Annotated in this window: 28 protein-coding genes, 1 pseudogene and 1 riboswitch; of the genes and pseudogenes, 19 read left to right on the top strand and 10 right to left on the bottom strand. The window is 33.4% G+C overall.

Features of this window, described 5'->3' with window-relative positions; translation table 11 throughout:
• Positions 1-67 precede the first annotated feature (67 nt).
• Positions 68-1,051: a thioredoxin-disulfide reductase gene (gene trxB / locus ADIWIN_RS03300; RefSeq protein WP_020896123.1), complete on the bottom strand. Its 984-nt coding sequence runs from the start codon at positions 1,049-1,051 to the stop codon at positions 68-70.
• Positions 1,052-1,212: 161 nt separating this feature from the next.
• Here trxB and ADIWIN_RS03295 point away from each other — a divergent pair, with 161 nt between their 5' ends.
• The gene (locus tag ADIWIN_RS03295) at positions 1,213-1,692 is read left to right on the top strand and encodes a hypothetical protein (RefSeq protein ID WP_020896122.1); all 480 of its coding nucleotides are present in this window, start codon (positions 1,213-1,215) and stop codon (positions 1,690-1,692) included.
• A 290-nt stretch (positions 1,693-1,982) separates the two neighbouring features.
• Here the strand turns inward: ADIWIN_RS03295 and ADIWIN_RS19895 are convergent, their stop codons facing one another.
• From ADIWIN_RS19895 to ADIWIN_RS03275, 4 genes and pseudogenes are all read right to left on the bottom strand, one after another.
• Positions 1,983-2,144 carry a DUF1328 domain-containing protein gene (locus ADIWIN_RS19895; RefSeq protein WP_040756443.1) on the bottom strand — a complete coding sequence of 54 codons (162 nt, stop codon included), beginning with the start codon at positions 2,142-2,144 and terminating at the stop codon, positions 1,983-1,985.
• A 540-nt stretch (positions 2,145-2,684) separates the two neighbouring features.
• Entirely contained in the window at positions 2,685-3,284 is a 600-nt protein-coding gene (locus tag ADIWIN_RS03285) for an SOS response-associated peptidase family protein (protein WP_020896121.1), read from the bottom strand.
• Between the two features lie 224 nt (positions 3,285-3,508).
• Positions 3,509-3,957: pseudogene (locus tag ADIWIN_RS03280) on the bottom strand (ferritin-like domain-containing protein).
• Positions 3,958-4,242: 285 nt separating this feature from the next.
• On the bottom strand, positions 4,243-4,677 hold the full coding sequence (locus ADIWIN_RS03275; RefSeq protein WP_020896118.1) for a hemerythrin domain-containing protein: 435 nt from the start codon (positions 4,675-4,677) through the stop codon (positions 4,243-4,245).
• Positions 4,678-4,969: 292 nt separating this feature from the next.
• On the opposite strand from ADIWIN_RS03275, the gene ADIWIN_RS03270 reads away from it, so the two are divergent.
• Positions 4,970-5,992, top strand: coding sequence for a helix-turn-helix domain-containing protein (locus tag ADIWIN_RS03270; RefSeq protein WP_020896117.1), 1,023 nt, complete (start codon positions 4,970-4,972; stop codon positions 5,990-5,992).
• A gap of 10 nt (positions 5,993-6,002) precedes the next feature.
• Here the strand turns inward: ADIWIN_RS03270 and ADIWIN_RS03265 are convergent, their stop codons facing one another.
• From ADIWIN_RS03265 to ADIWIN_RS03255, 3 genes are read right to left on the bottom strand one after another with little or no spacing between them, the layout of a single operon-like run.
• Positions 6,003-6,209 carry a DUF6327 family protein gene (locus tag ADIWIN_RS03265; protein ID WP_020896116.1) on the bottom strand — a complete coding sequence of 69 codons (207 nt, stop codon included), beginning with the start codon at positions 6,207-6,209 and terminating at the stop codon, positions 6,003-6,005.
• 1 nt (position 6,210) lies between these two features.
• Positions 6,211-6,558: a hypothetical protein gene (locus ADIWIN_RS03260; RefSeq protein WP_020896115.1), complete on the bottom strand. Its 348-nt coding sequence runs from the start codon at positions 6,556-6,558 to the stop codon at positions 6,211-6,213.
• A gap of 3 nt (positions 6,559-6,561) precedes the next feature.
• The gene (locus tag ADIWIN_RS03255; protein WP_020896114.1) at positions 6,562-6,894 is read right to left on the bottom strand and encodes a YtxH domain-containing protein; all 333 of its coding nucleotides are present in this window, start codon (positions 6,892-6,894) and stop codon (positions 6,562-6,564) included.
• Between the two features lie 195 nt (positions 6,895-7,089).
• Between ADIWIN_RS03255 and ADIWIN_RS03250 the strand changes: the two genes are divergently transcribed.
• Both ADIWIN_RS03250 and ADIWIN_RS20745 read left to right on the top strand, forming a co-directional pair.
• A complete protein-coding gene (locus ADIWIN_RS03250; protein ID WP_020896113.1) occupies positions 7,090-8,451 on the top strand; it encodes an NAD-dependent succinate-semialdehyde dehydrogenase in 1,362 nt (453 codons plus the stop codon).
• A 12-nt stretch (positions 8,452-8,463) separates the two neighbouring features.
• Positions 8,464-8,616, top strand: coding sequence for a hypothetical protein (locus ADIWIN_RS20745; protein WP_020896112.1), 153 nt, complete (start codon positions 8,464-8,466; stop codon positions 8,614-8,616).
• Between the two features lie 52 nt (positions 8,617-8,668).
• Here ADIWIN_RS20745 and ADIWIN_RS03245 read toward each other — a convergent pair whose 3' ends face one another.
• Complete coding sequence (locus ADIWIN_RS03245; protein WP_020896111.1) at positions 8,669-9,616, bottom strand: bile acid:sodium symporter family protein; 948 nt, start codon at positions 9,614-9,616, stop codon at positions 8,669-8,671.
• A gap of 207 nt (positions 9,617-9,823) precedes the next feature.
• Here ADIWIN_RS03245 and ADIWIN_RS03240 point away from each other — a divergent pair, with 207 nt between their 5' ends.
• From ADIWIN_RS03240 to ADIWIN_RS03215, 6 genes are all read left to right on the top strand, one after another.
• A complete protein-coding gene (locus ADIWIN_RS03240; protein WP_051155393.1) occupies positions 9,824-10,189 on the top strand; it encodes a hypothetical protein in 366 nt (121 codons plus the stop codon).
• A gap of 299 nt (positions 10,190-10,488) precedes the next feature.
• Positions 10,489-11,412 carry a hypothetical protein gene (locus ADIWIN_RS03235; protein ID WP_040756440.1) on the top strand — a complete coding sequence of 308 codons (924 nt, stop codon included), beginning with the start codon at positions 10,489-10,491 and terminating at the stop codon, positions 11,410-11,412.
• Between the two features lie 5 nt (positions 11,413-11,417).
• Positions 11,418-13,403 carry a TonB-dependent receptor plug domain-containing protein gene (locus ADIWIN_RS03230; protein WP_040756456.1) on the top strand — a complete coding sequence of 662 codons (1,986 nt, stop codon included), beginning with the start codon at positions 11,418-11,420 and terminating at the stop codon, positions 13,401-13,403.
• A 76-nt stretch (positions 13,404-13,479) separates the two neighbouring features.
• Entirely contained in the window at positions 13,480-13,794 is a 315-nt protein-coding gene (locus ADIWIN_RS03225; RefSeq protein ID WP_020896106.1) for a hypothetical protein, read from the top strand.
• Positions 13,795-13,835: 41 nt separating this feature from the next.
• On the top strand, positions 13,836-14,702 hold the full coding sequence (locus tag ADIWIN_RS03220) for an MbnP family protein (RefSeq protein ID WP_020896105.1): 867 nt from the start codon (positions 13,836-13,838) through the stop codon (positions 14,700-14,702).
• A gap of 73 nt (positions 14,703-14,775) precedes the next feature.
• Entirely contained in the window at positions 14,776-15,801 is a 1,026-nt protein-coding gene (locus tag ADIWIN_RS03215) for a cytochrome-c peroxidase (protein WP_020896104.1), read from the top strand.
• Here the strand turns inward: ADIWIN_RS03215 and ADIWIN_RS03210 are convergent.
• Positions 15,798-16,172, bottom strand: a complete 375-nt coding sequence (locus ADIWIN_RS03210) for a Fur family transcriptional regulator (RefSeq protein ID WP_040756436.1) — start codon at positions 16,170-16,172, stop codon at positions 15,798-15,800. The two genes, ADIWIN_RS03215 and ADIWIN_RS03210, sit on opposite strands and share 4 nt — an antisense overlap.
• A 123-nt stretch (positions 16,173-16,295) precedes the next feature.
• Here ADIWIN_RS03210 and ADIWIN_RS03205 point away from each other — a divergent pair, with 123 nt between their 5' ends.
• The 9 genes from ADIWIN_RS03205 (at position 16,296) to ADIWIN_RS03165 (ending at position 26,749) form a co-directional block, all read left to right on the top strand.
• Positions 16,296-16,685, top strand: coding sequence for a MerC domain-containing protein (locus tag ADIWIN_RS03205; RefSeq protein ID WP_081669518.1), 390 nt, complete (start codon positions 16,296-16,298; stop codon positions 16,683-16,685).
• A 48-nt stretch (positions 16,686-16,733) separates the two neighbouring features.
• Positions 16,734-17,027 (top strand): hypothetical protein, encoded by a 294-nt coding sequence (locus ADIWIN_RS03200; protein ID WP_152487206.1) that lies wholly within the window; start codon positions 16,734-16,736, stop codon positions 17,025-17,027.
• 250 nt (positions 17,028-17,277) lie between these two features.
• Positions 17,278-19,647, top strand: coding sequence for a TonB-dependent receptor (locus ADIWIN_RS03195; RefSeq protein WP_020896099.1), 2,370 nt, complete (start codon positions 17,278-17,280; stop codon positions 19,645-19,647).
• Between the two features lie 59 nt (positions 19,648-19,706).
• Positions 19,707-20,489, top strand: a complete 783-nt coding sequence (locus tag ADIWIN_RS03190; RefSeq protein ID WP_040756455.1) for a DUF4625 domain-containing protein — start codon at positions 19,707-19,709, stop codon at positions 20,487-20,489.
• 55 nt (positions 20,490-20,544) lie between these two features.
• On the top strand, positions 20,545-21,024 hold the full coding sequence (locus ADIWIN_RS03185) for a DUF4625 domain-containing protein (protein WP_020896097.1): 480 nt from the start codon (positions 20,545-20,547) through the stop codon (positions 21,022-21,024).
• 250 nt (positions 21,025-21,274) lie between these two features.
• A riboswitch (cobalamin riboswitch) is annotated at positions 21,275-21,505 on the top strand.
• Between the two features lie 82 nt (positions 21,506-21,587).
• Positions 21,588-23,375 carry a TonB-dependent receptor plug domain-containing protein gene (locus ADIWIN_RS03180; RefSeq protein WP_020896096.1) on the top strand — a complete coding sequence of 596 codons (1,788 nt, stop codon included), beginning with the start codon at positions 21,588-21,590 and terminating at the stop codon, positions 23,373-23,375.
• Between the two features lie 3 nt (positions 23,376-23,378).
• Entirely contained in the window at positions 23,379-24,467 is a 1,089-nt protein-coding gene (locus ADIWIN_RS03175; protein WP_020896095.1) for a YncE family protein, read from the top strand.
• Positions 24,468-24,491: 24 nt separating this feature from the next.
• Positions 24,492-25,778 carry a DUF5074 domain-containing protein gene (locus tag ADIWIN_RS03170; protein WP_020896094.1) on the top strand — a complete coding sequence of 429 codons (1,287 nt, stop codon included), beginning with the start codon at positions 24,492-24,494 and terminating at the stop codon, positions 25,776-25,778.
• Positions 25,775-26,749 (top strand): T9SS type A sorting domain-containing protein, encoded by a 975-nt coding sequence (locus ADIWIN_RS03165; RefSeq protein WP_020896093.1) that lies wholly within the window; start codon positions 25,775-25,777, stop codon positions 26,747-26,749. Before ADIWIN_RS03170 ends, ADIWIN_RS03165 begins: the two co-directional genes overlap by 4 nt.
• The last annotated feature ends 106 nt before the right edge of the window (positions 26,750-26,855 follow it).

The raw sequence follows: 26,855 nt of genomic DNA, 5'->3' as shown, positions 1-26,855 counted from the left end.
ATAAAAAAATTGCACAAAAAAAAGCCGAAGTGTTAAACTTCGGCTCTCAGTATATGTAGTAAACTATTTAATTATAAGTAGAGGTAGCAACCTCAAAATCAGAATCTTTAGCTGCTAAATAACGTTCAGCATCTAATGCTGCCATACAACCTGTACCTGCAGCAGTAATAGCTTGTCTATATACGTGGTCTGCAGCATCTCCGCTTACAAACACACCTTCTACATTGGTTTTGCTTGTTCCTGGTTTTGCATTAACGATATAACCTGTTTCGTCTAAATCTAAATAATCTTTAAAAATATCCGTATTTGGTTTATGACCTATAGCGACAAAGAAACCAGTAGCTTCAATATCTTCCTTTACATTGGTTTGGTTATTAATTACACGAACACCTGTAACCACTTGGCCATCACCTAAAACCTCATCAGTTTCTGTATTGAATAGTATTTCAATATTCTCCGTATTCTTTACACGTTGTGCCATAATTTTAGAGGCTCTAAATTCATCTCTCCTTACCAACATGGTTACTTTTTTACAAAGTTTAGATAAATAATGTGCTTCTTCACAAGCAGAATCACCTGCTCCAACTATTACAACTTCTTGATTTCTGTAAAAGAATCCATCACAAACCGCACAAGCAGACACTCCTCCACCTAATTTTAAATATTTTTGTTCAGACGGTAAGTTTAAATATTTAGCAGATGCACCTGTAGAAATAATTATAGTATCTGCATGAATTTCTTTTTCTTCATTTACCCAAGCTTTATGAACATCTCCAGAAAAATCAACTCTAGAAATCCATCCGTGTCTTACATCTGTTCCAAAACGTTCAGCTTGCTTTTGTAACTCAATCATCATTCCTGGCCCTGTGATGCCTTCAGGATAACCTGGAAAATTCTCAACATCATTGGTTGTGGTTAATTGACCACCTGGCTGTTCCCCTTGATATAAAACAGGAAACATATTTGCTCTAGACGCATATATTGCAGCTGTGTATCCTGCTGGTCCAGACCCTATAATTAAACACTTTACTTTTTCAATTGTATCAGACATATTTTGTATTTTATTATATAAAACAAAAGTAGGTTTTTTGTTCAAATCCTTACAATGAAGTTATTAACAGTACTTATAACGTCATAAATTTTATGAATCCAAGCACTATCTGTTTATAATTTCGTAATTTAAAGGTGTTTAATCGTAAAATCCTAGAAATTATGTCGTACAAAATACTAGTTTTAAGTTTAGCTATGGTGTTTATATCTTCCTGTAAAGAACAAGACCAAAAGGCTATAGAAAATGTTGAAACGGAAGAAATTTCAGAAAAAAACAGAAAAGGTCTTAATGGTACGTGGGAATTGATCGGATTTTATAATTATAAAGATAATGTGGTTGTAGATTCTTTTTCTAATAACACTATTTCTAGACAAATTAAAATGTATTCTGATAATAGAGTTATGTGGTGCAAACTTTTAAAAACAGATTCTATTGAGTTTTTTGGATACGGAACTTATAACTATGGAGACGGCAATTTAACCGAAAAACTAGAATTTGGTTCTGCTTTTATGAATGACGTTATACAAGAAAAACAAGAATTTAACTTTAAACTCGAATTATCAGAAAATCGTTTTGAACAAATTGAAATAGATGAGGATGGTAACAAAATCTATTCTGAAAATTATAAACGTGTTGAATAATTTTCCACTTAAAGATCATGGGCTTTCTATAAATTAGCTTTTATGACATATAGCTTTTCGCAGAATAAAACTTATATACATCTGATTATTTATCTCGTTTAGCATTTTACCAAAAGTCTTAAAGTCATTATACTTCTCTTGCGAAAACTCAATAAAAACATAATAGTCTACAGAATAACAAAGTTTTTTTCTGATTTGCATTATAGTTTTTAAATATTTAAACAAAAAAATAGCCTTGAGAATTTTGAGCTCCTCAAGGCCATTATAGTATTATGTATTATTTATCTAATTTATTTTTTCACGACTCCCTTTAATAAAGACAGTACAAAAAGCACTATAAATATAAAGAAGACGATTTTAGCTATTCCTGCTGCAGCTCCTGCTATTCCACCGAATCCAAGAACGGCTGCTATGATTGCTATTATAACGAATGTGATTGTCCAACGTAACATATTTTTGGTTTTAAGTTATTGGGTTAGAACCTCTAACCCTCACTACAAAGATGGGTTATATTAATGAAAGTGATTTGCTCATATACTATTGATATTAACCGCATTGATATGATCTTAACGGCATTGGCAACAAGAATAAGGCCATTAAAAAAGCGAGTTCTCTAACTGAGAACTCGCTTTATCTACTAGGTAACCAACCTATACTAAACTAAAAAAGTATTTAAACTTAAGATACTATTAATATATAACAAATATAAGTACTCAAGTGCACTAGGCTTAACTCAAAAACTGAACTTATTAACGCAATAAGTATACTTTTAAAATTGGAAATTTAAATAAGACGTCATAAGATTAAAACCTGTATTATTGAACTATGGTTTTAATGCTTAAAGATTTCACTAAAAAAGCATCTGAATCTACGATTGTAATTAATCATCTACTTTATCGTAAGAATAGGCAAGCCACTATAATGCGTTCGTTCTAAAATAGATTTGAAGATAATATCGTTTTTGTAAAACTCTTTTGAAATGGTATGTGCTTTTAATTCTGATTTTTTAATTTTTCTATACCATCCGTTGTTAAATTTAAATCTGAACTTAGCCAATCTTCATAATCATGAGCATTCATACAAATAGGAAAATCTTGACCTAAGTTGTGTACGTGTTTTAATTCGTTATCTATTGTTGTCGTTATTAAACTAACCGTCATAAAACCATCACCTAATCGAGAATAAACACCTGCCAATGCAAAAGGTTGGCGATTTTTTGAATATACATAAAACGGATACACTTCTCCATTATATAAAAAGGACGTAAAAAAACCAGACACAATAACAACACAGCGTTGGTTGACTAAGCTGTTTTTCATCCATTCTAGCTCGTGGATTTTATCTATTGATATATTTAGTGTATTGGTAAGATTTTGAAAACTATCCCAACCATCGCTATAATTCTGAGGCAACATTCCCCAAATTGCATATTCAATTACATGAGGATTATTCATACGAATTATTGGCAAAGATTGCTCAGATAAACCATTGATAATGGGTTCCGAGTTATAAAGCAAAGGATATTTAAATTTCGCATCGAAAACAGATTCAATATCTAATAAATCAGCTGTATTTGATAGTTTATAGAACATGAGCGTTTTTATTTGCAAGTACGTCATTATAAGTACGCTTTATTACCCTGAATACTCAAAAAACTATCTCAAACAAAAAACACTAACATAAGTTGTATAACAAGGACCTGTTCTAATTTGAAATAACTCTTAAAATCATTATATAAATACGTGTCTAAAAATTAAAAGAGCGTATTCTATAATTTAGAATACGCTCTCAAAATTTAAAAGTTTAGAATGAACTTCTATCTTAAATTCTCTAAGGATTTCACTTTAGATAAATCCGTTTCAATTTGATGTTTCTGCGACAGTAAAATAGATTTTGTACTACTAGGTAAACTTGCTTCTTGTAATACCTCATCATATTCGTTTACAGATGCTTTTTCACCTCTAATCGCCTCCTCTAACATCGATTCTTCATTATCGGCAGAAAACATAGCCTTAACATCCATCCATGTTCTGTGTGCTGCTCCTGTAAAGCTTCCTCCTTTATCTACATCTTGACCAAAAGCTCTAATCTCTGACTTAAGATCGTGACCAAAAGTTTTTCTTTCCAATGCTTTACGATTAAAAAAGTTCTTAATCCAGCATGTTTTGTGTTTTCAGCAGCTTTAGTATACCCTTTTTCTGCATCGTAATTTTTCTCTAATAAACCATTAAGTTTATTTCCTACTTCTTCTGTGTATGTTGCCATTTTTTTTGTTTTTAATTTCAAGGTAATTTTCGTTAGATGCTTACCTTTTTACATCGATAGTGTTATAGGCACTAATTGATACTCAAAAGTAGTTATCTTTTTAAGGGTTAATTAATTCAATTACTTAAGAAATTAACGCAAATAATTACAAGCTTAAATATTAACATATTTTAGGAAAACGTATAACCAACATAACAGCAAATTAATTATGATTACTACCATATAAATAAAAAGAGCTATCCTTTAATATTTAAAAGATAGCTCTTAGTCTTAGTAGGGTTATTATTACCTATGTTCCTCCATATAGGCATTGTATTTTGTAGCTAATGACTGTTTTTCTTTTTCATTGAATACTTTTCCGGATAATTGAAAAAAGGTGTGCTCTTCATCCTCTAAATGATGCTCTACTTTATGCTTCAAATTTTTAGCTACTTTTAACCAAGCAGATGAATCCATTTCCGTTTTTTCTAACTGTTCTATAAGTTCATCAATTTCATGATGCTCGGCAATACCATGTCTGGCATGTTCTTGCATCATATCTGTTGGGATTAATGGTTTGTAAAAATGACGTTCTTCCGCATTAGCATGTAACGTTAATTCTTTGCGTAATTCTTTAAATAAATCGTGTCTTGTTTTGGTATCGCCAGAGGTGTCCACTAACTGATCTAATAAATTTCGTTGAATATCGTGATCTTTTCTTATAGCTTCATATATGTTCATAGTCTCCTCTTTTTGGTTGATTTATACTGTTCTTCAACAAAATTAATCATAGAGATTAGCTACAATTTGCTCATCTAGTTGAAAAGTTAACTGATTTACCATAATGAAAGGTCAAAGTTTTATCAATTCGTGTTTTTTGTAAAAACAATAGGTAAATATGGTTTTAAATCATCTATTTTTACAATTATTCAGTTTCATTTTAAAAAAATCTAAACTAATTAGAACCCATTATCTGTAATTTATTAAAGTCTATACAGATGATTATTCTACCTAGCACGAGCTAACCAGACGCATGATAGAAATTATAATCAACCCATCTAACACTAGAGATATTCTTACTCAAATTAGCAAAGATTTAGGTGGACATATTGAAGAACGCTGGGGAGAATATACCATGACTATCGATAATGCTAATGCTAAAGGTAAAATCATTTATATTCCTTTAGATTGGGGAGTTAACCTCTTAGATTTTGATATTAAATTTAATAAAGAATTTATACTAAAAATTGAAGGTGAAGATTTCAACCCAATCCATTTTATGTATAATCTTCAAGGGTATTTTTTACATCGGTTTGGAGTGCAGAATAAAGAACATAAAACAGAGCAATTTCAATCTGTGATTTTTACAAATAAGTCTGAAGGTATTAACTATATTCATTTTCCAAAAAGTGAAAAACTACAACTAAATCTTATTCAGATTGTCCGAAAGGAATTTATGAAGAAACGAACCACTAATGTTTCTTCTCTTAATCAAAAGCTTTATGAAGTTTTTGTAGATACAGATCACGAAAACCGATTTTCCCATTTTGGAGAATTAAACTTAAAAATGGCTGATGATGTTAAATCTATCCATAAGATTAAATCTAAAGGCATGCTTCGAATCTTAAAAGTTGAGGCCAAGGTTTATGAAATTCTTTCATTGCACATTCAGCAACACGAGAGACAAACTAAAGGAAAAAAACTACCTACCTCTGTTTCTACAAAGGAATTAAAGACTATTAAGAAAATTTGCGATCTTATACAAAAAGAGCCTGCAAAACAATATTCTTTAGACCAATTGTCTATAGATTACGGATTATCTCAAGCTAAGCTTCAAGATGGGTTTAAGTTTATATACAAGCGTACCGTTACTGAGTTTATTCGTCATATCCGACTAGAACAATCAAGAAACCTAATGAAAACTACAGATTTAAATATTTCTCAAATCGTGTATTCCATAGGTTTCACAAGTAGAAGTTATTTCTCTAAAATATTTAAAGAAAAATTTGGCATTTCTCCTAATGAGTTTAAAAAGCAGATTGTTGCCAAAGTATAGATTAAGCAACTTACTTTTTAAAAAGCCAGTTTCTAATCATAGCGATAAAACTATATTTTCCTGTTAGTTTTAAGGCTGTGCTTATCCAGTTTAGAGGCTCTAAATCTTGTTTGTACTCCGTTTTAATTAATTTAAGTTCCTCCCAAGCAATATCGCGTTCTAACTTGTGCAGTTTTAAATCGTTATCTATATCTGTAAATGTAGTATATGTCTTCATATTAATTAAAAAATTTAAGTCCTACTTTTTTTATAATATACGTGTTGAATTTAGCTCTAAGCAAATAGATTAAAACTGAAATTGTTACGTAAATTAGACCAACTAACAAAAATCCCAATGAATAACTATTCACGGCATTACCTAATTCTATGGCTCCTGCAATAGACAGAAAAACCAATCCGGCGAACAAAAGGCTACCAACAGCCAAAACCTTTGTCACTAAACTTAGTGAAAGGGTTAATTGCTGAAAAACTTTCAACTTAAAGTATTGGTGAGACGCTCTAATATAGCGCTCACCAATCTGAGAAGCTTTTTCTGTTGTGTGATTTATATCATTAAATACACTCATGGATTATGCTTTTTTCTGTAAAGTTTTATTCTTTTCTTTTAAATCTCTTAATTTAGATTCAAGTGTGGTAATCACATCTTCTGCTTTATAACTCGCATTAGAAACAATATATTCTACTTGCTCATCTAGGTTTTCTTTCTGTGATAAAATAGTATTACCTAAAGAATCTCTAAGTTCAGTCGCTTTTTCAGCCATTAAGTCTCTTTTTGTTGCTGCTTCGTCTGCAATTCTTTGTCGTGTTACACTACCCTTATCCGGTGCGAATAAAATTCCTAAAACTGCTCCAACTGCTGTTCCTGCTAAAATTCCTAAAACTGTATTTCCGTTATTACTCATGATATTATATTTTATAATTATTTTTAATCTTCAGCACGTTGCTGTGATACAAAGATATACGTAATACAAGCTACAATTTGACTCTTTAGATAGTAATATTAGCTGAAATGCTATTTACTATTAGCGTCAAACATTTTAGTAATAGAATTAACACGTTTTGCTTGATATATCTAAATTTGAAAGATAACTACGCCTATGAAATCTATAAAAACATTTAACCCTTTTAATGGGAATCATCTTGAGACCTATACACAAGATTCAAAATCAAAATTGAAAGAGAAACTTGAATTGGCAGACTCCACTTTTAAAACGTGGAAAGAGCTTGAAATTGAAGAACGCATAGAATTATTACAAAATTTAGCTGAGGAAGTATTCAGAAACAAGCAACACTTGAGTTTACTAATGACGGAAGAAATGGGAAAACCAATTCTTGAAAGTGAAGCTGAAATTGATAAATGTATCTATCTCATTGATTTTTATTCCAAAAATGCAGAACAATTTTTACAAGATGCTATTATTGAAACCGAAGCGCACGAAAGCTTTATAAGCTATGATCCTTTAGGCTGTGTGTTAGCCATTATGCCTTGGAATTATCCGTTTTGGCAAGTATTTCGGTTCGCAATCCCGACATTAACTGCAGGGAATGTGGCACTTTTAAAACACGCTTCTAATGTTACTGGTTGTGCTCTTGCCATTGAAAAACTATTTATAGATGCAGGATTCCCAAAAGGATGTTTTCAAACACTTGTAACAGATCATGAAACTATTGAAGACCTTATGGGAAATGATACTGTAAAAGCAGTGTCTTTAACTGGAAGCGAAAAAGCAGGTCGAAAAATCGCAGAATTGGCAGGTAAAAATTTAAAACCGTCGCTTTTAGAATTAGGCGGAAATAACGCGTGTATCATACTAAAAGATGCGGATTTAGACAAATATATAGACACTATCGTCAAAGCGAGAATGCAAAACTCTGGACAAAGTTGTATTGCTGCAAAACGCTTTATTGTTGTTGAATCTATTTATGACGAGTTCATGACTAAATTCACTTCCAAAGTGAAAAGTTTAAAATATGGAAATCCATTGGAAGAAGACACCACAATATCTTGTTTGGCTCGTGAAGATTTAGCAGAAACTTTAGAAAAACAAGTTCAACAATCAATTGATTTAGGAGCTAAAGTCATAAAAGGTCATAAAAGAAATGGAGCTTATTACGAACCGACAATTTTAACCGAAGTAACTACTGAAATGCCCGTATTTAAAGAAGAAACTTTCGGTCCCGTTGCCGCTATTATAAAAGTAAAAACGGAAGATGACGCTTACGAAGCAGCTGCAAACTCAAAATTTGGGCTGGGAACTATGGTTTTTACTTCAAATTATGAAGCGGCATCAAAACGCGTTTCAGAAATTGAAGACGGTGGCTTTTTTATCAATGAGTTGGTGAAGTCTGATCCTAGACTACCTTTTGGTGGAACAAAAATTTCAGGATATGGTAGGGAATTATCTAAAGAAGGCATATTGGCCTTTGTAAACATTAAGACAACTTATATTAACAAGTAAAAGAAAGAAATTATGAAATTTGTAAAAGACGAAGAAGAAAAAAGAAGAGATTATGTTTTTCAAAAAGATGCTAAAACTAAATTTGGGGCATGGTTTATAATAATTGTATTACTAATTTTAGTCGCAGCTGTAGCAATCTCAGGAATACATTTCAAGTGGTTTTAATCACCTGTAATCAAATCAAATTTATGCTCTATAGGTGCACCAATTCTATGGTTTAGCGATCTTTTGATGCAATGACGCTTATAACCAATATCTGAATAGCATGAAACAACATCAGTGGCAATAAAATAACACCAATAGTCGCCATATTACCGAAAAGAATCTTAGAAAAAACAGTACCATGAACTAATGATTTTTTAGTGCCGCAAAACTGAGCTGTAATTTTGTCTTCTCTATTAAGACCAAGTTTTTTAGCCATAAAACCAGTCAAAGAAAAAGCGATTATAAATAGCACCATTACACCAATTAAAAGTAAGACTAAATCAAAAAGTGACACCGCACTAAACATATTGTTATAGAACGATGCCGAGAAACTTTTGTAGATTATTAATAAGATAATAGACTTATCAAACAACGTTAATTTACTACTGTGTTTACGAGCAAAATCACCCCAAAAACGTTGTAAGAGTAATCCTAATATTACAGGTAATATAATCTGAATAATGAGCTTTAGGTAGATTTCTGTAAAATCAAAATCCGTTTGCGTAGGATCTACAAATAATCCCATCCAAAGTGGAGTAAGAAGAATCCCTATAATCCCTGAAATACTGGCATTAAAAATCGCTGCTGGTATATTTCCTTTTGCCATTGAGACCATAACTACAGACGATGATACTGTTGATGGTAATGCTGCCAAGAAAAAGAAGGCTAACCAAATCGTTTCTTGCTCCTCATTTTGAATAAATGGACGTAGCAATAACACTAACAACGGAAACATTAAAAAAGTAGAACCTTGCACTAAAAGATGCAACTTCCAATTTTTAAGTCCTGCTTTTAATTGGGTTGGATGTAACTTCAATCCATAGAAAAAGAATATAAGCGAAATTCCTATAGCACTAATTGTGTCGATTGGAATTTCGCTATTTTCTATTCCCCATTGTGGAAAAAAGTAAGCTAATATTATAATTCCTATAATACATAGGACGAATTTATCAATCTTCATATTCGTTTTTTGAGCGCATAGATCCTTTCTGCAAATTAAAGACTCTTTTTAGTTAATGCTCTAAAAATAATGTCAAAAAATTAAATTCGCGTCTAAATTAAGACACGATAAATAACAATCACTGATTTTTCAATTATAGGAATAGCATCACGGGTTTCAAATCTAAAAATATTAGGAAATTTTAAAATAATTGAAGACCTTTGGATTGTGAAAACAGCGACACTCTTTTTAGCATTATTTATGCTTTTAAAACCTACGATTCCATTTGTGGAGTATGCTGCTTTTTATGACTACATTAAAAATGAGCTTTGTGTTAACAAAGAAACCCCAGAAATGGGTTGTAATGGTAAATGCTATTTAAAAAAGGAATTAGCTAAGGCTTCCGATTCTGAAAAAAGTAGCGATAAAAACCAATCTTCTGCCACGGAACATCAAGTTGTTTTCTTTCAAGATATTTTTATTAATACTTTAGATAGTATCGTAAAAGAAGAAAATTCAAAAATAAACACTTCATATCATAAAATATATAAATTCAATTTTATGAATTTTATTTTCCACCCTCCGCTCGCTTAATTTTAAAATAGAACCTCTGTAACTTATAGAATTAGTATGTCGCTAAGTGATTTATCATTAGGCTATGCACTGCATCCATAGATCATTAATTAGAGCTAATTAATAATCTAACACTTTTGCTGTATATCTACTATTCTACATAGACAAGGTTTCTACGTCTCGTTTGCAGCGAAACTAACAGTAATTTCTGTCTTTCTACGTACTTAATTTGATACTAATGTTGTTACTATCTAAACAGCGTTTAAGTATTAAAATAGCTGCAGCTACATCTTATTTTTTTAATAAAACACTTATAAGTGATGAAGAAAAGCATTTTTCTCGTGGCTGCAATTCTTGTTGCGGTTACATCGTGTACTCTAGATAAAACCGATTACGAATCTGAAATAAGCACTATAGTTACAGAGCATTTTGAATATCTCGAAGTCATTTCCTTCACTAAAAATGACTATCAGATTAGTATTGAAGCCTTAAACGGAACCTTCTATAAAGGTTACAATGACTTCCGTTTAAAAATTACCAACATTCAAACTAACGAAAGTTTAAATACGTCAGAAATCACATTCTTACCTATTAGCACTAATTATAATGGTAATAATTCTTCGGGTCCACATCGTTATAATTTAAATTATAATTCCACAGAGGATTATTATTCTGGCTACGCTGTCTTCACCAATGAAAGTACCGATTCAGAAAACTGGAAACTATACCTCTCATTTACCGACAATGACCAAACGTATACGGTTGACCAAGATATTATTGTAGAAGCGCAAACTAATATGAATTTAAACATGACCTCCTTTACAGGAAGTGATGGTGAGCAATATTTTATAGCTTTAGTAGCACCACAGAAACCCAAAATTGCACAAAATGAATTGGTTGCAGGCATCTACACATACAATCCACCTAGTAATGAGGCTGATACTTTTCCTGATGCTTCTCAGTTTTCATATTCTGAAGTTGCTGATTACACCTTATTATTAGATCCAAGAATGCCAGAACCCTCAATGGGGAATCATTCCTCTTTAAACAATGAAGATTTAACTCAGCAAGAAGATGGTTTGTACTATGGAATCGTCAATTATACTATGACAGGTAACTGGACTTTAAATTTCAGGTTGCAAAACCAATTTGGTGAAATTATAAAAGGCACAGAAGTATCTACCGAATTCACACCAGGAATTGAAGGAGCAAGAAGCGAACTATATATCGATATATTATTCTAATAATGATGAAATTCCTACCCCTTATACTATTGCTTTTTGCAGGATTATTCGTCCAGGCACAAAACACAGAAAAAAAGAAAGACAGCATTATAGCACTCAGCGAAGTAAAATTAATATCTGTCGTTAAAAAGAAGATTGAAACGGAAATGAAAATGGCCGTTTCTGTTGATGAGTTTTTAGCGTCTTCAGAAAATATCAGTTTCATTAAACGCGGTGCGTATGCTTGGGAACCTTTACTAAACAATATGAGTTCGGAACGCTCTACAATAACCATTGACGGTATGCACGTTTTTGGTGCGTGTACAGATAAAATGGACCCTATAACTTCATATGTAGAGAGTAATAATTTATCTGCGATTGATATTAAATCTGGGCAAGAAGGTAATATGCATGGTGCAACCGTTGCCGGAAGTATTGATTTAAAACGAAAAAGCACACCTTTTGGTTTATCAAAGCAATGGAATGGTGCTTACCAGACAGGTTTTGAATTTAATAATAAGCAGTTTTTCAACCTTGCGAATGCCTCCTATTCTGGTGATAAATTTGTCGTAGATGGAAGTTTAGCATTCCGTAACGCAGAAAATTATAGGGACGGAAATAATGATGATGTTAACCATTCACAATTCACCAAATTCAATGCGTCTTTAGGTTTAGCGTACAAAACAAGTGAGTTATCTTCTGTAAAGTTAGAAGCAATCTATGACCAAGCGAATGATGTTGGCTATCCTGCGTTACCCATGGATTTATGGTTATCGCGTGCCTTAATTACCTCAGCAACATACAAACAAGTCTTTGAAAAGGGTTTATTCAGAGCCTTAGATACTAAGATTTATTTTAATGCTATTGAACATTATATGGATGATACCACACGTCCTGAAAACTTGGTCCATATGGATATGCCAGGCTGGAGTACCACGTATGGTTTGCTCTCTAAAGCCAATATTAAAAAGAATCGTTTTAGCTCTGAAATTCAGCTAAATGCTTATAATAATTTATCTACAGCCGAAATGCGCATGTATCCTCAAGACCGAAGCGAGCGTAGCATGTTTGCTTACAGTTGGCCTGGAGTTACGACGACTTTTGCCGGACTTTCTATCAACAATTCTTGGGAAATGTCTGAGAAAAGTCAACTGAATTTTGGTGGCTCTTTGGGAGTCAATTACAACCATTCGAAATATGTAGAATTCAATTGGATATTTCACCCAGGCACACCACAAGAAAAAACGAGACTACTCCCTAGCCTACACGCAGGTTATCAATTAAACATCAATAAATTTAATTTTTCTGTAGGAGGTGGTTACGGTCACAGAGCACCATCGGTTTCCGAAGGCTATGGCTATTACATTTATAATAGTTTTGATCGTTACGATTATATTGGAAACCCTGATCTTGATAACGAAATATCATACGAAGGCAACGCCAGTGCTGGTTATAAAGATGATAAATTTAGTATTCAAGCTAATGTGAATTATTTCTACATTGAGAATTATATTATTGGTAGAATTTTAAGTTTAGGTAGCCCAATGAACTATCAATCTATTGGTGTTAAAGGCTACACGTCTTTGGATTATTCAACGTTATTCAATTTCTCACTGAATGGAAGTTATTCAATTTTAGATAATTTACATTGGAAAGGGGTTCTAACTTACGCACGTGGAAAGGACGAAAACGAAAGCAACTTACCGTTTATTAGACCTTTAAGTTATCAAACAGCACTTCATTATCAGTATCATAAACTAAGTTTTCAAACATCGATAAATGGAGATTTAGAACAAATCCATTACAGTCCAGAATATGGTGAAGACCAAACACCGTCTTATACCATTTGGAATTTATCTGCAGATTACACCTTCCGCATTAAAGACTATAAAACCGTCGTGCAAGTTGGTGCTGAAAATGTATTGAATGAATATTACAGCACGTATGCCGATTGGGGAAACATTCCGAGAATGGGACGTAATATTTTCACTTCTTTAAAATTCAATTTCTAAAGAGATGCGCAGTGTTTTTAGTTTCATAATGACCTTTATATTTCTGTTTGTTGTTTCGCAGCAAGCCGTCGTTATTATGAACTTTAAACTCAACCAACAAGCCATTATAGAACAATTTTGTATCAATAAAAGCAAACCAGAACTACAATGTAATGGTAAATGTCATTTAACGAAAGAATTACAAGAAACCGAAGATAGCCCTTCAGAAAAAATTATTAATACAAGAAATTTCGATTTGGCATTCAGTTCAAATTTCGAAATTGAATTAAAAATTCCAAAAATCTCAAAGAAGCGAGAGTTGGTGATTTATAAAGAATTTCAGCATACCGAACCCTATTTAGAAATCCTGGTACCACCGCCAATATATACACAGGGTTTTAATCGCACTTAATATTATTTAAAAACAAATTACCAATTATTACAAATTTAAAAATGAAAAATCTTAAAAAATATATTTTATCAGCAGCAGTACTTGTTGCTTTTATGTCTTGTAGTTCTGATGACGACAACCGCGTAGCAAACAATGTGACTTTAGAATTCAGCAATACATTTAACAGTACGCCTATTGTTCTTGGTGCAGCAACTTCTGCAGAAGCTACCGTTAATACTTCGGATGCAGGACAAGTTCACCATTTTTCTGAATTAAAATACGTAGTCAGTAACATTCGTCTTATAAAAGCTGATGGTACTGAAATTCCTTATAACGTCAACAATTTAGATACAGGCGCAACGGTGGTTAACCAAGCAAAACCAGAGACTTTAAGCTACGTTTTAAGTGATATTCCTGTTGGAGATTACACGGAAATCAAATTTGGTTTAGGTGTAAGATCAGACTTAAATACCTTAGACCAAGTTAGTTTCCCAACGTTTTATGATAACGCAGGATCAAATGATACTGAAATGCATTGGGAATGGGGAACAGGATACCGTTTTACTAAAATTGAAGGCTTCTATGATACAGATAATAAAGAATTGTCTTTCCATTCTGGAAGCACCTTAGAAGGTGACGAAGAAAATTATACACAAGGAGTTGATGCTTATAGAGATATTACACTAAGCTTACCTGCTACTGCAACTGTTGGTAATAGTGCACCAACAATTGCTATTAATGCAGATTTTGATTATTTATTAAGTGGAAATAGCCACACAGTAACGTTGGTTTCAACTGAAGATATAACTAACAACGCAACACCAAGTGCTCATACAGCTACTGAAATGATGAAGTTTGTAGAGAATATTGGAGGTAACGGTACAACAGATGTTACAGGAATGTTTTCTATTACATCTGTAGAAAACTAAATCTAAAATTAATGAGTCGGCTATGAGGCCTACCTCTAGCCGACTCTTTTTACTAGTTTCATACTATTTTTTCATGAAAAAACTCATACGACATATCGCTATAGTATTACTAATTACGAGTTGTAATAACGATGATTCAGAGCTTGTTTCTTATAGCAATCCTGAGGTGTCATTAAATATTCCTAGTGATTTCCCTGAACTAAACAGTTCATTTTACACCAATATACCTACAGAATTTGGTGTTGAATTAGGGAAAAAACTATTTACTGATGTACGTTTAAGTACAGATAATACGATTTCGTGCTCTAGTTGCCATATTCAAGAAAGTGCTTTTGCGGATCATAACCCTAAGGGAATCGGTATTGAAGGACGCATAGGACTTCGTAATGCGCCACCTGTTCAAAACATGGCGTTTATGCAGTTTTATAATTGGGATGGTAATAAACTTCAATTAGAAGATCAGCCACTAGTGCCTATTATAACACATGAAGAAATGGATTCTTCAATTTTAGAAGTGATAGGTAAACTTGAAACAGATCCATCTTATATAGAGCTTTTTAATAAGGCATTTGAAGGTGAAGGTATTACCGCTGATGGTATTTATAATAGTATTGCACAATATGAATACACCTTAATTTCGGCAAACAGTAAATACGATAAAGTAAAACGCAATGAAGGTGAAACATTTACAACAAGTGAAGCACAAGGTTATGCTGTTTTTCAAGATAAATGTATCAGCTGTCATAGTACAGAATTATTCACGGATCAAAGTTTTAGAAATATTGGATTCCCTATAAATCCGGATCCCGAAGAAGGCGGACGCACAAGAATTACAGGTCTTGTTGAAGATTATATGCGTTTTAGAGTGCCTAGTTTAAGAAATATAGAATTTACTGCTCCTTACGGCAGCTTCGGACAATTTGCAACATTAGAAGATGTGCTCAATTATTTAGATACTGGTGTTTTAGAAGCCGATAATTTAGATCCTATTTTAAAAGATAATAACAACAGAATACCGCTTTCAACTCAAGAAAAAACAGATTTAATTGCTTTTATGAAGACTTTGAGTGATGCTGAGTTTTTAGGTTTTAACGATTAAGAACACTTTTTACACACTCCTGTTAAAACACAATTTACGTTCTCTACATGGTAACCTCTTGGGATTGAAAAATTAACCTCATTAGGAAGACATTCTAATGTTTCACAAACCGTACATTTAAAATGAAAATGTTGATGCTTTTGATGTGTTTTATCACAACCATCGCATAAAGCAAAATACTGTTTACCATCTTCTGCAATAACTTTGTGCAACACACCATCCTCACAAAAACGATTTAACACACGATAGATTGTTGCCCTATTGATATCAATAGAAATTTCGCCTTCAATCGCATCCTGACTCATGGCTTGTCCGGCTTTAGTAATAACACTTAAAACGGCTTCTTTAGTCGGTGTATTTCTTCTTTTCATCATTAATGCGATTTATTTGCAATAATTTATTGCAACAACATTGCAATATTATAAATAAATAATATATTTGCAAAACCTAATAATGCGACATAGTCGCTTTTAAATCCTTTAACGTTTAGTAAAGTGAATAAAATAAAAAATAATACCCTAGATATAATAGCACTTTCAAGCTCATTAATTTGTGCCATTCATTGTGCTATATTCCCTATTTTACTTTCGTTTTCGTCATTGAGTAGCTTATATTTTTTAAATAATCCAATCATTGAGTGGGTATTCATAAGTTTAGGAATTGTGTTTTTATTAACCTCGCTTTGGCCAAGTTATAAAACAATTCACTATAAAACCAAACCTTTAAAGATTGCTTTATTAGGGTTTTTATTTATAGCTATAGGCAGACTTCACTTCACAAATTTATGGGAGGTTAGTAATACGGTTATAGGGGCAACGTTACTCGCTTTAGCACATTATGCTAATTGGAAATTATTACGCATAGCGACTAAGCAAAACCACTAATTAAAACTTACTAAACAAATTTAAAAACGTAAATATTTTAATTACTAAATGAAAAACAGCATCACATACTTCTTTATTATTCTTTTTCTTTCCTTAAAAATGGTTGGGCTTCACGCCTTAACTCACGATGAGGATAAGGAGCAAGATTTACATTGTGAGGTTTGTGATTATGCTACAATTAATAACGTAACACCTATCCTAACTCCAGAGACACAAGAGTTTTACATTGAAAACACAGAATTGGTCATCGTTAGAGACAACTTTAACGCTTACAGTTTTGTAACTCCTAAGACGATTACTTCTAGTCAACTACTGTCTAGACCTCCTCCCTTTTTGCTATAAGTCTCTCTCTATATACCTTTTAGCTTTTGAAGCATTAGTTCCATTTTTAGAATTATGCGCTTCAATATCGAGATACTCAGAGACCCCATGATTTAATGCGTTTAGACGTTTTCATCTATAGTGAAGTTCTAAAACTTTAACTATTTAAATCATTTGATTCGTTATAGAAAACCCGATTTCATTCAAACCAAATAGATTTTATAATGGATCGTCCGTTTGACGAATCTCACAAATCTTATTGTATCATATTATGTTATACAAAACCCTGAGCTTATGGCTATTTTTTAGCCTAAGCACAATCGCTATTGCACAGAATTCTTTTCAAATAAAAGGATCCGTAATAAGCCAAAACACTTTACAACCCATCGAAGGCGCCACTATTAATGGCGAAAATCTTCATGCGATTTCATCTCCTTCAGGAACATTCACCATTCCTAATGTTGCTGAAGGTACCTACTCCTTTACGATTTCGCATTTAGGTTACGCTTCTAAAACAATCACTATAAAAGCAAGCTCAAATAACGAAAACCTTAAAATTTTATTAGAGGAATCTACCACCGAACTCAACGAAATAAAGGTCAACGGAAAAACTAAAAAGAGAGAACATAAAGAATCGCCTGTCGTTTCTCAATTGGTCTCCAAAGAATTTCTTACTAGCAATAGAGAAAATAGCTTGATGCAAACCCTAAGTAAAATTCCGGGTGTAAGTACTATTAAAATTGGCTCCGGACAATCTAAACCTGTCATTCGAGGTTTAGGATTTAATAGAGTTGCTGTGGTTCAAAATGGTATAAAACACGAAGCACAACAATGGGGAAATGATCATGGTTTAGAAATAGACCAATATGGCATTGAAAATATTCAGATTGTAAAAGGACCAGCTTCTTTGGTTTATGGTTCTGATGCTATTGCTGGTGTTGTAGATATTCAACCGAATAAAATACCACTTGCAAATTCCTTTAGTGGTGAAGTGAATGTCTTAGGAGAAAGCAACAATGATTTATTAGGTATTTCAGCAGGAATCCAAGCCAGAAAAGAGAAATGGTTTTACCATGGACGCGTCACCTATAGAGATTATGGCGATTATAAAGTTCCTACAGACCAAATAAATTACGAAAATTACATTTTTACGCTACACGACAATAATCTACGTAACACCGCAGGAAAAGAAGCTAACGCTAGTATAAGTGTCGGGTATATTTCAAATCGTTTAACGACAGAAACTACAATGAGCAACGTCAATGCTAAAAATGGCTTTTTCGCTAATGCCCATGGTTTAGAAGTGAGAACATCGCGCATTGATTACGACCAGTCTAATAGAGATATTGATCTACCTTATCATAAAGTGAACCATTTTAAAATTACTAATAATACGTCGATAGCTTTAGATAAGCACAGTATTAATCTCGATTTCGGTTTTCAAAATAATTTAAGAGAGGAGCATTCCGAGCCAATACCGCACGGTTATATGCCAACACCTTCAAATAGCAAGGAACGTAGTTTTCAAAAAAACACATTGACCCTAAATGTAAAAGATGCCTTTACGTTAAATGATGATCATCATATCGTTGCCGGTATTAATTTAGAATTTCAAGATAACAACATTGGCGGCTGGGGATTTTTAATACCCGAATTCACCCGACTTACGATTGGTGCTTTTGCTTTTGATCAGTTTGAAATCAATTCAGATTTACATCTTTTAGCTGGAGTTCGTTATGATTTTGGACAAATAAAGAGCAAGTCATATTTTGATTGGTACCCTTCCACCATTAATAATGCCAACGGTTCTACCTCATATGTCTATTTACAAAGAGCTGAAGATAAAACGCTCAATTTTGGAAATGTGAGTGCTTCTGTAGGCTTAAGTTATATTCTAAACAATACCACCTTTAAAATAAACGCAGGAAAAAGTTTTAGAATGCCTTTACCTAATGAATTAGCTTCAGATGGCGTGAATTATCACATGTACCGCTATGAGCAAGGTAATCTCAATTTAGATCCTGAAGAATCCTATCAATTAGATATTGATATCGACCACACCACAAAGGATTTTAGCATCGGAGTTAGTCCATTCGTCAATTTTTTCGAAAACTTTATCTACCTGAATCCGACTTCAAATTATTATGAGACCTTACAAATTTACGAATACACACAAAACAAGGTTTTTAGAGCAGGCGGAGAATTAAGAGCGAGTACAAGTGTTATTCCTAATTTAAAATTAGATGCTTCTGCTGAATACGTTTACTCTAAACAAACCAGTGGACCCAAAGAAGGTTTTACTATTCCATTTTCTCCACCATTATCCGGATTGTTTTCTGCAAACTATCAGTTTAAAGATGCACTCTTTTTTAAACAACCTCAACTAAGGGCCGATTACAGAATTACGGCAGCACAAGATGACATTGTACCACCAGAAGAACAAACAGAGGGCTACCAGGTCCTAAACATGGCATTACTCACACAAATCGATGTCTTTAAAACTCAGACACCATTGGAATTAAAGTTTAAACTCAATAACGTCTTCAATACTAAATATTACGACCATACGAGTTTTTACCGCTTAATCGATGTGCCAGAAGCCGGAAGAAACATCTCTATAGCACTCACACAATCCTTTTAATAACCATAAATAATTTATAAACCATGAAAACAACCATTATGAACACAAAAACAAAACTTATGAAATCAAATTTTAAATTTTTAGCGCTTATCGCGTTTTTCGGAATCCTTTTAAACTCATGTAGCAGTGATGATGACGCTAGTTCTCCTAGTCTTAATGCACCAGAAATAACGAATTTTGAATATGGGGAAGGCAGCGTACACTCTACAGATCAGGTTGCTTTTAAAGGATCAGACATTCATTTAGAAGCCGAATTAAATGCAGAAGCTGTGGTCAGTAGTATTACGCTTTCGATCCATGCTCACGATTTACCTCTAGCTGATGGTGAAGTTGAGTGGGATTTTTTCCAAGAATACTCAGGGAGTAATTATCAAGTCATCAATCCTACATTTCATGAACATGTAGATGTACCAACTAATATTCCTTCTGGTGAATACCACATTGAATTAACTGTTATTGACGAGCTTGGAAATAGCACAGAAATAGAAGGTCATTTAGAGATTTTAGATTCCATCATATTAAGTGGTTTCTCTGTAGATGCTGCTGTAGCTAAAGGAAGCGATTTTCATGCTGAATTTATGATTAATGCACTTAATGGCATTCACAATATTACAGTAGATATCCATGCGCACGGTCTTCCTGTTGGTGCTGGTGAAGTAGAATGGGATTCTGAAATCATATTCTCAGAAGGTTATCATGGCTTAACAGACGTAGAATTCCACGAGCATATTGATGTCCCAGCAACTGCACCTGCAGGGGAATATCATATAACTTTTACTGTTGAAGATGAAAATGGAAACACAAAATCTTACGAAACACATATCGATGTTACAGCATCTTAAACATTAATTATTCCGCATAGTATCGCACATACTATGCGGTTTCAAACTTTTTACCATGAAATGGATTGCCAAATATTTTAATCTAATCTTAGTGATAGTACTTTTTACTTCATGTTCTAGCGACGACAGTAATACTATTGATGAAGAAAAGCCTACTATAAGTATTAATTACGCTGAAGGTTTTCCGCAAGCTTGCGAACAACTCCTAAAAGGGGAAACTTATATCTTTAAAGCACAGGTCGCAGACAACAAAGTAGTGGCTTCATATAGCTTAGACCTTCACCATAATTTTGATCACCATACTCATGATGACCAAGGAGAGACTTGTGATTTAGAATCTTTAAAAGGAGCCGTAAATCCATTCATATACATGGAAAATTTCGAAATCGAAGGAGGATTAACAACTTATGAGATTAACATCAGTATTACTATCCCAGATGATATAGACACAGGAGATTACCATTGCTCATATTCAGTAACCGATGAAACAGGTTGGCAAAGCAGAACTTCTGTTGACATCAAAATCATAGATTAGATATTTACCTATTAAAAGACATAAACAATTACATTAAAATTGGGTTAGATTTTTGATGTTTTTTTAGCAGTGCCAGAAACCACATACTGGCACTGTTTTTTTTATGTGAAAATTCTTCTACTCACGACGATTTACCCATTATAATCGAGATCTAAAAATGCCACCAAAAAGGCATTTAATCTATCATCATACAATTTCAATATTCACACTAAATAAGAAGGTGTTTTCATCTAAATAAGAATACAATTATCTACCTTTGCACTTTATTGGTTTACGTCTATAATTTTATAGATATAATTAAAAGGGAATCAGGTAAAATAGTTATTAACTTAATAATCCTGAACTGTTCCCGCAACTGTAAGTTTAGTCCCTTTTTGGGATGCCTCTAATGAAAATCTTCAACATCCACTGTTCTTTTTAGAATGGGAAGGACCATTAGTAGGACACGAGTCAGGAGACCTGCCAATTTTACCAACAATTAACACAACCGCTTTCGGGTAAAAGGCATCGGGTTTATGAGATATTTTGTATGCACCATTTTGTTTTGCATAGGTTTTTGTTCTATGCTTCATTCGCAAACCGACTCTATAACGGCTTTGAGAGAGGTACGTCTTATTGCTTATCGACTTAAAGATTCTACTTACACCAGAAACGTTATTGTAGTTAAAGACAGTGTTCTAAAACAAAACCAAGCTTCATTAACCAATTTTCTAAACTTTAATAGTACTGTTTATTTTAAGGAAAATGGTTTAGGTATGGTTTCTTCTCCGTCGTTTCGAGGGACTACAGCATCGCAAACCTCAGTGCTTTGGAACGGTATTAACATCAATTCACAAACTACTGGTCAAACTGATTTTAACACTATTAATACACGTGGCTATAACAAAATAGAAATAAAACCAGGAGGTTCTAGTGTTGCTGATGGTAGTGGCGCTATTGGAGGCTCTATTAATTTAGTAAATGAATTGGGCTTTAACAAAGGATTTCATAATGAACTCTTTGCTAATTATGGTGAGTTTAATACCTACGGAATAGATTACCAAACCAATTATTCTTCAAAGAAATTCAGTATGCTTTTAGGTATTACAAGAAATGCTTCTGACAATAATTATCCGTATCCCAAAACCGAACGCATCAATATTAATGGCCAATACCACAATACTAATGTCAGTTTTGCAGCGACTTCAAAATTGAATTTAAATAACACACTTAAAGTTTTTGCTAATGTTTATGATGGTAGACGGAATTTTTCAGTACCAACACCAAATGCTTTAAAAACAAAATATACCGACTTCAACACGCGCTCATTAATAGAATGGGAAAGTCATTTTAGTGCATTTAAATCCAATCTTAAAGTTGCCAGCACCACCGAAGAATACCGTTATTTCGGAAATATTGATAATAACTTCTATACCTATGGAAAGGTCACTAGTTTCATAGCTAAATACGGGCTAGACTACGTTCTGTCTAATAAAATGTTACTTACCGCTGGACTTAATTACACACACAATGATGGTCAAGGTTCTAATATCGCTTCAGAAACCCGCAATTTGTCTGCTGCTTTAGTGAGTTTTAAACATGTGCTTTCAGAAAATTTTCTATACGAATTAGGATTACGCCAAGAAACCAATGAGCAGTATGGGAATCCACTTTTATATTCTGCAGGTTTTAGTGCTAAACTCACCGACGTTTATCAATTAAAGGTTAACACGTCCAAGAATTTTAGAATCCCGACTTATAATGATCTGTATTGGCAAGGCGTTGGAAATACGGATTTAAAACCCGAAACCTCTTATCAAGGTGAAATCAGCAATAATTTCAACTTTAAAAACCTATCCATTTCGTTAACTGGTTATTATAATTATGTCGAAAACTTGTTGCGTTGGGTTCCGGATAGTTCAGGTATTTTTAGGCCAGAAAACACGAATAAGGTTGAAATTTACGGATTAGAATCGGTCGTTACGCTTCAAAAATCATTTGGAAATCATAAATTCACAGGTTCTGCAACCTTTGCATACACGGTTTCAGAGAATAAAGAAACAGGAAAGCAGCTAATTTATGTGCCGTTTTACAAATTCACGTCTTCAGTGGGTTACAATTACAAAAGAATTTCAGCTTATTACCAATACCTCAATAATGATGAGGTATTTACAACTACCGACCATGCTACCGAACATATTTTGGACAGCTATATGGTGGCTAATTTGGGAGCAGAATACACATTAGGAAAAAAACGTGACTATAAACTAGGTGCGCAAATACTAAATTTCTGGAACGAATCTTACGAAAGCGTTCTCAACCGACCAATGCCTGGGCGGAATTTCAACTTCTATTTACATCTAAAATTTTAAAATATGAAAAACCATTTTCACAAATTAGCAAGCCTCTTAATCATAGCGACACTAAGTATAACATCCTGTACTAGTGATGACAGAGACGATCCTATTACTGTACAACCACCCTCTGGAAATTATACGGACGGTATATTTATTTTGAATGAAGGTGGGTATGGCTATTCTAATGCTTCAGTTTCTTTTTTTGCAGAAACAGGAGACGTTTATAATTCCATTTATACTGAAGTTAACAGTATGAATCTTGGAGACACCGCACAAAGTATGGGTTTTAATGGTGACAATGCCTATTTAGTAGTCAACAACTCATCTACCATTGAGATTGTTAATCGCTATACGTTTGAATTTATCGCTACAGTAAGTGATATGATTGTTAACCCAAGATACATTGAATTTAGCGACAACAAAGGCTATATAACTAATTGGGGAGATCCAAATGACGTCAACGATGACTACATCGCAGTTTTAAATTTAGATACAAATCTTATTGAAGCCACAATTCCGGTAGCTGAAGGTCCGGAAAAAATACTATTGAATAATGATAAACTTTACATAACGCACAAAGGTGGCTATGGCTATGGCAATACTGTAAGTGTCATTGATGTGGCATCACAAAGTCTAGCAAATACTATTTCGGTAGCAGATGTACCTGATGGCATGGTAATAGACAACGGATATCTCTACGTCATTTGTTCTGGTAAAGCCTCTTGGACTGGGGATGAAACTCTAGCCAAACTTTTTAAGATTAATCTATCTGACATTAATGGTGTAACGGCGCTCACTTTTTCAGCAGGTCAACATCCTAGTCATCTTGAATTTGAAAATGGAATATTGTATTACACTATGGATAATGCTGTATACAGTTTAGACAGCAATGGTTTTCAACTTCCAGAAACCCCTTCTTTTTCAACAGCAGCAGATGGTGTTGAAATTCTTTATGGTTTTGAGGTGCACGAAGGTGCTATCTATATCGCTGATGCTAAAGATTATGTTTCCAATGGAGAAGCATTTATTTATAATCTTAATGGCGATTTACAGAATCAATTCTCAGTTCAAATCATTCCGAATGCATTCTATTTCAACAACTTATAATAATTATTTAAAAACCATTAAACTATGAAAAACTATTACAAAAAAACACTTTACATTCTATCCGCTGTTTTATTATCTGCGACAACCTACGCTCAAGACTACTCTGATGGTCTGTTTATTTTAAACGAAGGTTTATTTGGCACCAATACGGCTTCCGTTTCACATATTGATGCCAATGGAACATTAGAAAATGATATTTTCACGACTCAAAATCCAAGTATGACATTAGGAGATACAGGACAAGGAATGGGCTTCTATGGCGATTTTGCTTATGTCATCCTTCATTATAGTGACGAAATAAAAGTAATGAACAGTACGACTTTTGCTTTTTCGGCTAGCATTACAGATCAATTAAGTGCCCCACGTAATATCGCGTTTTATGATGGTTATGGTTATGTGACTAATTGGGGAGATCCATCAGATACAACTGATGATTACGTTGCTGTAATAGATTTAGCAACAAATACCATTGCTGAAACTATTCCTGTAGCTGAAGGTCCTGAAAAGATTGTTCAGAAAAACGGAAAATTATTTGTGGCGCACCAAGGTGGCTATGGTTATGGTAATTCTGTTTCTGTAATTGATATAGCAACAAGTGCTGTAGAATCAATCACTGTAGGCGACGTACCATCATCATTAAAAGTTGACAATGATTATTTATATGTACTTGCTAGTGGAAAACAAGCTTGGACAGGTGATGAAACTTTAGGTAGTATTCACAAAATAGATTTATCAGATTATCAAAACCATGTTACCATTGATTTTCAAACGTCAGAGCACCCAAGTTTTTTAGCATTAGATGCTACTGATTTATACTATGTTTTAAATGGAGATATTTATAAAATGGCTACAACCGATACAACACTTCCAACAGTTGCCTTTAATACAACGAGTGACGCACAACTCACTTATGGTTTTGACAAGGTTGACGACAAGCTCTATTTATTAGATGCTATAGATTATGTAAGCCCAGGAAAAGTATTTGTATATGACGAAAGCGGACTTTTACTAACACAATACACCGTAGGACCACTTCCTAATGGAGTTTACAAAAACGAAGGAACTCTAAGCGTTAATAACTATGCTTTTGAAAATACAACTCTATTTCCTAATCCTGCATCAGGAAGTTTTGAATTAAACCTTACAGAAAATGCTACTGTAAAGCTATACGATGTATCAGGGAAATTAGTAAAAGACGTAAAAAACACAAACATGCAACCAATCTCTTTAGAAGGTATAGAAACCGGAATGTATTTAGTTAATGTTGAAGTGGAAGGACATACTACAACTCTAAAACTAATTGTGAAATGATAAAAACGGTTCTTCTCTTTCTGTGTTCTAGCTTTATTTTACAAGCCCAAAGTTACGCTCCTGCCGCAGGTGAACCAGGTTCTACTGCTATTTCTGCTGATAGTCCTGTTTTTGTAGCTTGGGCAACTGGCATAGAAGTACAACGCGGACATGTTGATATTTCTAACCCTACATTTGAACATGAGGGTAGCAACTATGCGACGTATGGAACTGCTGAAGACGCTCTAGGGCCCGCAACCAATAGCGTGGTAAGCTTAGGAGATGCTGGTGAAGCCACCTTAACCTTTGAGACACCAATTACCGATGGTGATGGTTTTGACTTTGCTGTTTTTGAAAATAGTTTTAGTGCTACTTTTTTAGAATTAGCCTTTGTTGAAGTGAGTTCTGATGGTGTGAATTATTTTAGGTTTCCGTCTCATAGCGAAACGCAAACAGAAACACAAGTTGGTGGGTTTGGAACTATTGATCCTACATATATCAACAACCTCGCAGGAAAATACAAAGGGTTATTCGGAACACCTTTTAATTTATCAGACTTAGAAGAGGATGCTTTATTAAACAAAAATAATATTACGCACATCAAGATAATTGATGTTGTCGGAAGTATTGATCCAGCTTATGCCAGATATGATAGTTTTGGCAACGCTATTAATGATCCTTTTTCAACCCCTTTTTATTCTAGTGGGTTTGATTTGGATGGCATCGGAGTTATCAATCAGCAATCATTAAGTATAGATAATGAAGAATATCTAGCGATCTCTATTTATCCTAATCCTGCTTCAAATGAATTACACATCAATTCTACTGAAAAAGTTGATGTAAGTATTTATGACATCCTTGGTAAATTGGTAATTTCAGAAAAAGTTGATTCTAATAATGCTATTGAAATATCAGAGCTTAAAAGTGGTATTTACCTAGTTAGAATTGCACTAAATGGAAAAATAAGTCAACATCGACTCATTAAAAACTAGTAGATAGTTTATAAAATGCTTTCCTTTTTACTTTGGAAAGCATTTTTTTTATATAAAAACGTATTGATTACAAGTAGATTATTCATTAATAATCAACAACTTATAA

Origin of the sequence: Winogradskyella psychrotolerans RS-3 (assembly GCF_000427335.1) — a bacterium.
Taxonomy (GTDB): domain Bacteria; phylum Bacteroidota; class Bacteroidia; order Flavobacteriales; family Flavobacteriaceae; genus Winogradskyella; species Winogradskyella psychrotolerans.
Note: the sequence above shows the minus strand (reverse complement) of the source record. Positions and strands in the feature narration are given on the sequence as shown.

What these genes read in the sequence shown, in the direction of transcription:
- trxB (WP_020896123.1), bottom strand. Translation starts at nt 1,051, where the DNA reads ATGTCTGATACAATTGAAAAAGTAAAGTGTTTAATTATAGGGTCTGGA.
- ADIWIN_RS03295 (WP_020896122.1), top strand. Translation starts at nt 1,213, where the DNA reads ATGTCGTACAAAATACTAGTTTTAAGTTTAGCTATGGTGTTTATATCT.
- ADIWIN_RS19895 (WP_040756443.1), bottom strand. Translation starts at nt 2,144, where the DNA reads ATGTTACGTTGGACAATCACATTCGTTATAATAGCAATCATAGCAGCC.
- ADIWIN_RS03285 (WP_020896121.1), bottom strand. Translation starts at nt 3,284, where the DNA reads ATGTTCTATAAACTATCAAATACAGCTGATTTATTAGATATTGAATCT.
- ADIWIN_RS03275 (WP_020896118.1), bottom strand. Translation starts at nt 4,677, where the DNA reads ATGAACATATATGAAGCTATAAGAAAAGATCACGATATTCAACGAAAT.
- ADIWIN_RS03270 (WP_020896117.1), top strand. Translation starts at nt 4,970, where the DNA reads ATGATAGAAATTATAATCAACCCATCTAACACTAGAGATATTCTTACT.
- ADIWIN_RS03265 (WP_020896116.1), bottom strand. Translation starts at nt 6,209, where the DNA reads ATGAAGACATATACTACATTTACAGATATAGATAACGATTTAAAACTG.
- ADIWIN_RS03260 (WP_020896115.1), bottom strand. Translation starts at nt 6,558, where the DNA reads ATGAGTGTATTTAATGATATAAATCACACAACAGAAAAAGCTTCTCAG.
- ADIWIN_RS03255 (WP_020896114.1), bottom strand. Translation starts at nt 6,894, where the DNA reads ATGAGTAATAACGGAAATACAGTTTTAGGAATTTTAGCAGGAACAGCA.
- ADIWIN_RS03250 (WP_020896113.1), top strand. Translation starts at nt 7,090, where the DNA reads ATGAAATCTATAAAAACATTTAACCCTTTTAATGGGAATCATCTTGAG.
- ADIWIN_RS20745 (WP_020896112.1), top strand. Translation starts at nt 8,464, where the DNA reads ATGAAATTTGTAAAAGACGAAGAAGAAAAAAGAAGAGATTATGTTTTT.
- ADIWIN_RS03245 (WP_020896111.1), bottom strand. Translation starts at nt 9,616, where the DNA reads ATGAAGATTGATAAATTCGTCCTATGTATTATAGGAATTATAATATTA.
- ADIWIN_RS03235 (WP_040756440.1), top strand. Translation starts at nt 10,489, where the DNA reads ATGAAGAAAAGCATTTTTCTCGTGGCTGCAATTCTTGTTGCGGTTACA.
- ADIWIN_RS03230 (WP_040756456.1), top strand. Translation starts at nt 11,418, where the DNA reads ATGAAATTCCTACCCCTTATACTATTGCTTTTTGCAGGATTATTCGTC.
- ADIWIN_RS03225 (WP_020896106.1), top strand. Translation starts at nt 13,480, where the DNA reads ATGAACTTTAAACTCAACCAACAAGCCATTATAGAACAATTTTGTATC.
- ADIWIN_RS03220 (WP_020896105.1), top strand. Translation starts at nt 13,836, where the DNA reads ATGAAAAATCTTAAAAAATATATTTTATCAGCAGCAGTACTTGTTGCT.
- ADIWIN_RS03215 (WP_020896104.1), top strand. Translation starts at nt 14,776, where the DNA reads ATGAAAAAACTCATACGACATATCGCTATAGTATTACTAATTACGAGT.
- ADIWIN_RS03210 (WP_040756436.1), bottom strand. Translation starts at nt 16,172, where the DNA reads ATGAAAAGAAGAAATACACCGACTAAAGAAGCCGTTTTAAGTGTTATT.
- ADIWIN_RS03200 (WP_152487206.1), top strand. Translation starts at nt 16,734, where the DNA reads ATGAAAAACAGCATCACATACTTCTTTATTATTCTTTTTCTTTCCTTA.
- ADIWIN_RS03195 (WP_020896099.1), top strand. Translation starts at nt 17,278, where the DNA reads ATGTTATACAAAACCCTGAGCTTATGGCTATTTTTTAGCCTAAGCACA.
- ADIWIN_RS03190 (WP_040756455.1), top strand. Translation starts at nt 19,707, where the DNA reads ATGAAATCAAATTTTAAATTTTTAGCGCTTATCGCGTTTTTCGGAATC.
- ADIWIN_RS03185 (WP_020896097.1), top strand. Translation starts at nt 20,545, where the DNA reads ATGAAATGGATTGCCAAATATTTTAATCTAATCTTAGTGATAGTACTT.
- ADIWIN_RS03180 (WP_020896096.1), top strand. Translation starts at nt 21,588, where the DNA reads ATGCTTCATTCGCAAACCGACTCTATAACGGCTTTGAGAGAGGTACGT.
- ADIWIN_RS03175 (WP_020896095.1), top strand. Translation starts at nt 23,379, where the DNA reads ATGAAAAACCATTTTCACAAATTAGCAAGCCTCTTAATCATAGCGACA.
- ADIWIN_RS03170 (WP_020896094.1), top strand. Translation starts at nt 24,492, where the DNA reads ATGAAAAACTATTACAAAAAAACACTTTACATTCTATCCGCTGTTTTA.
- ADIWIN_RS03165 (WP_020896093.1), top strand. Translation starts at nt 25,775, where the DNA reads ATGATAAAAACGGTTCTTCTCTTTCTGTGTTCTAGCTTTATTTTACAA.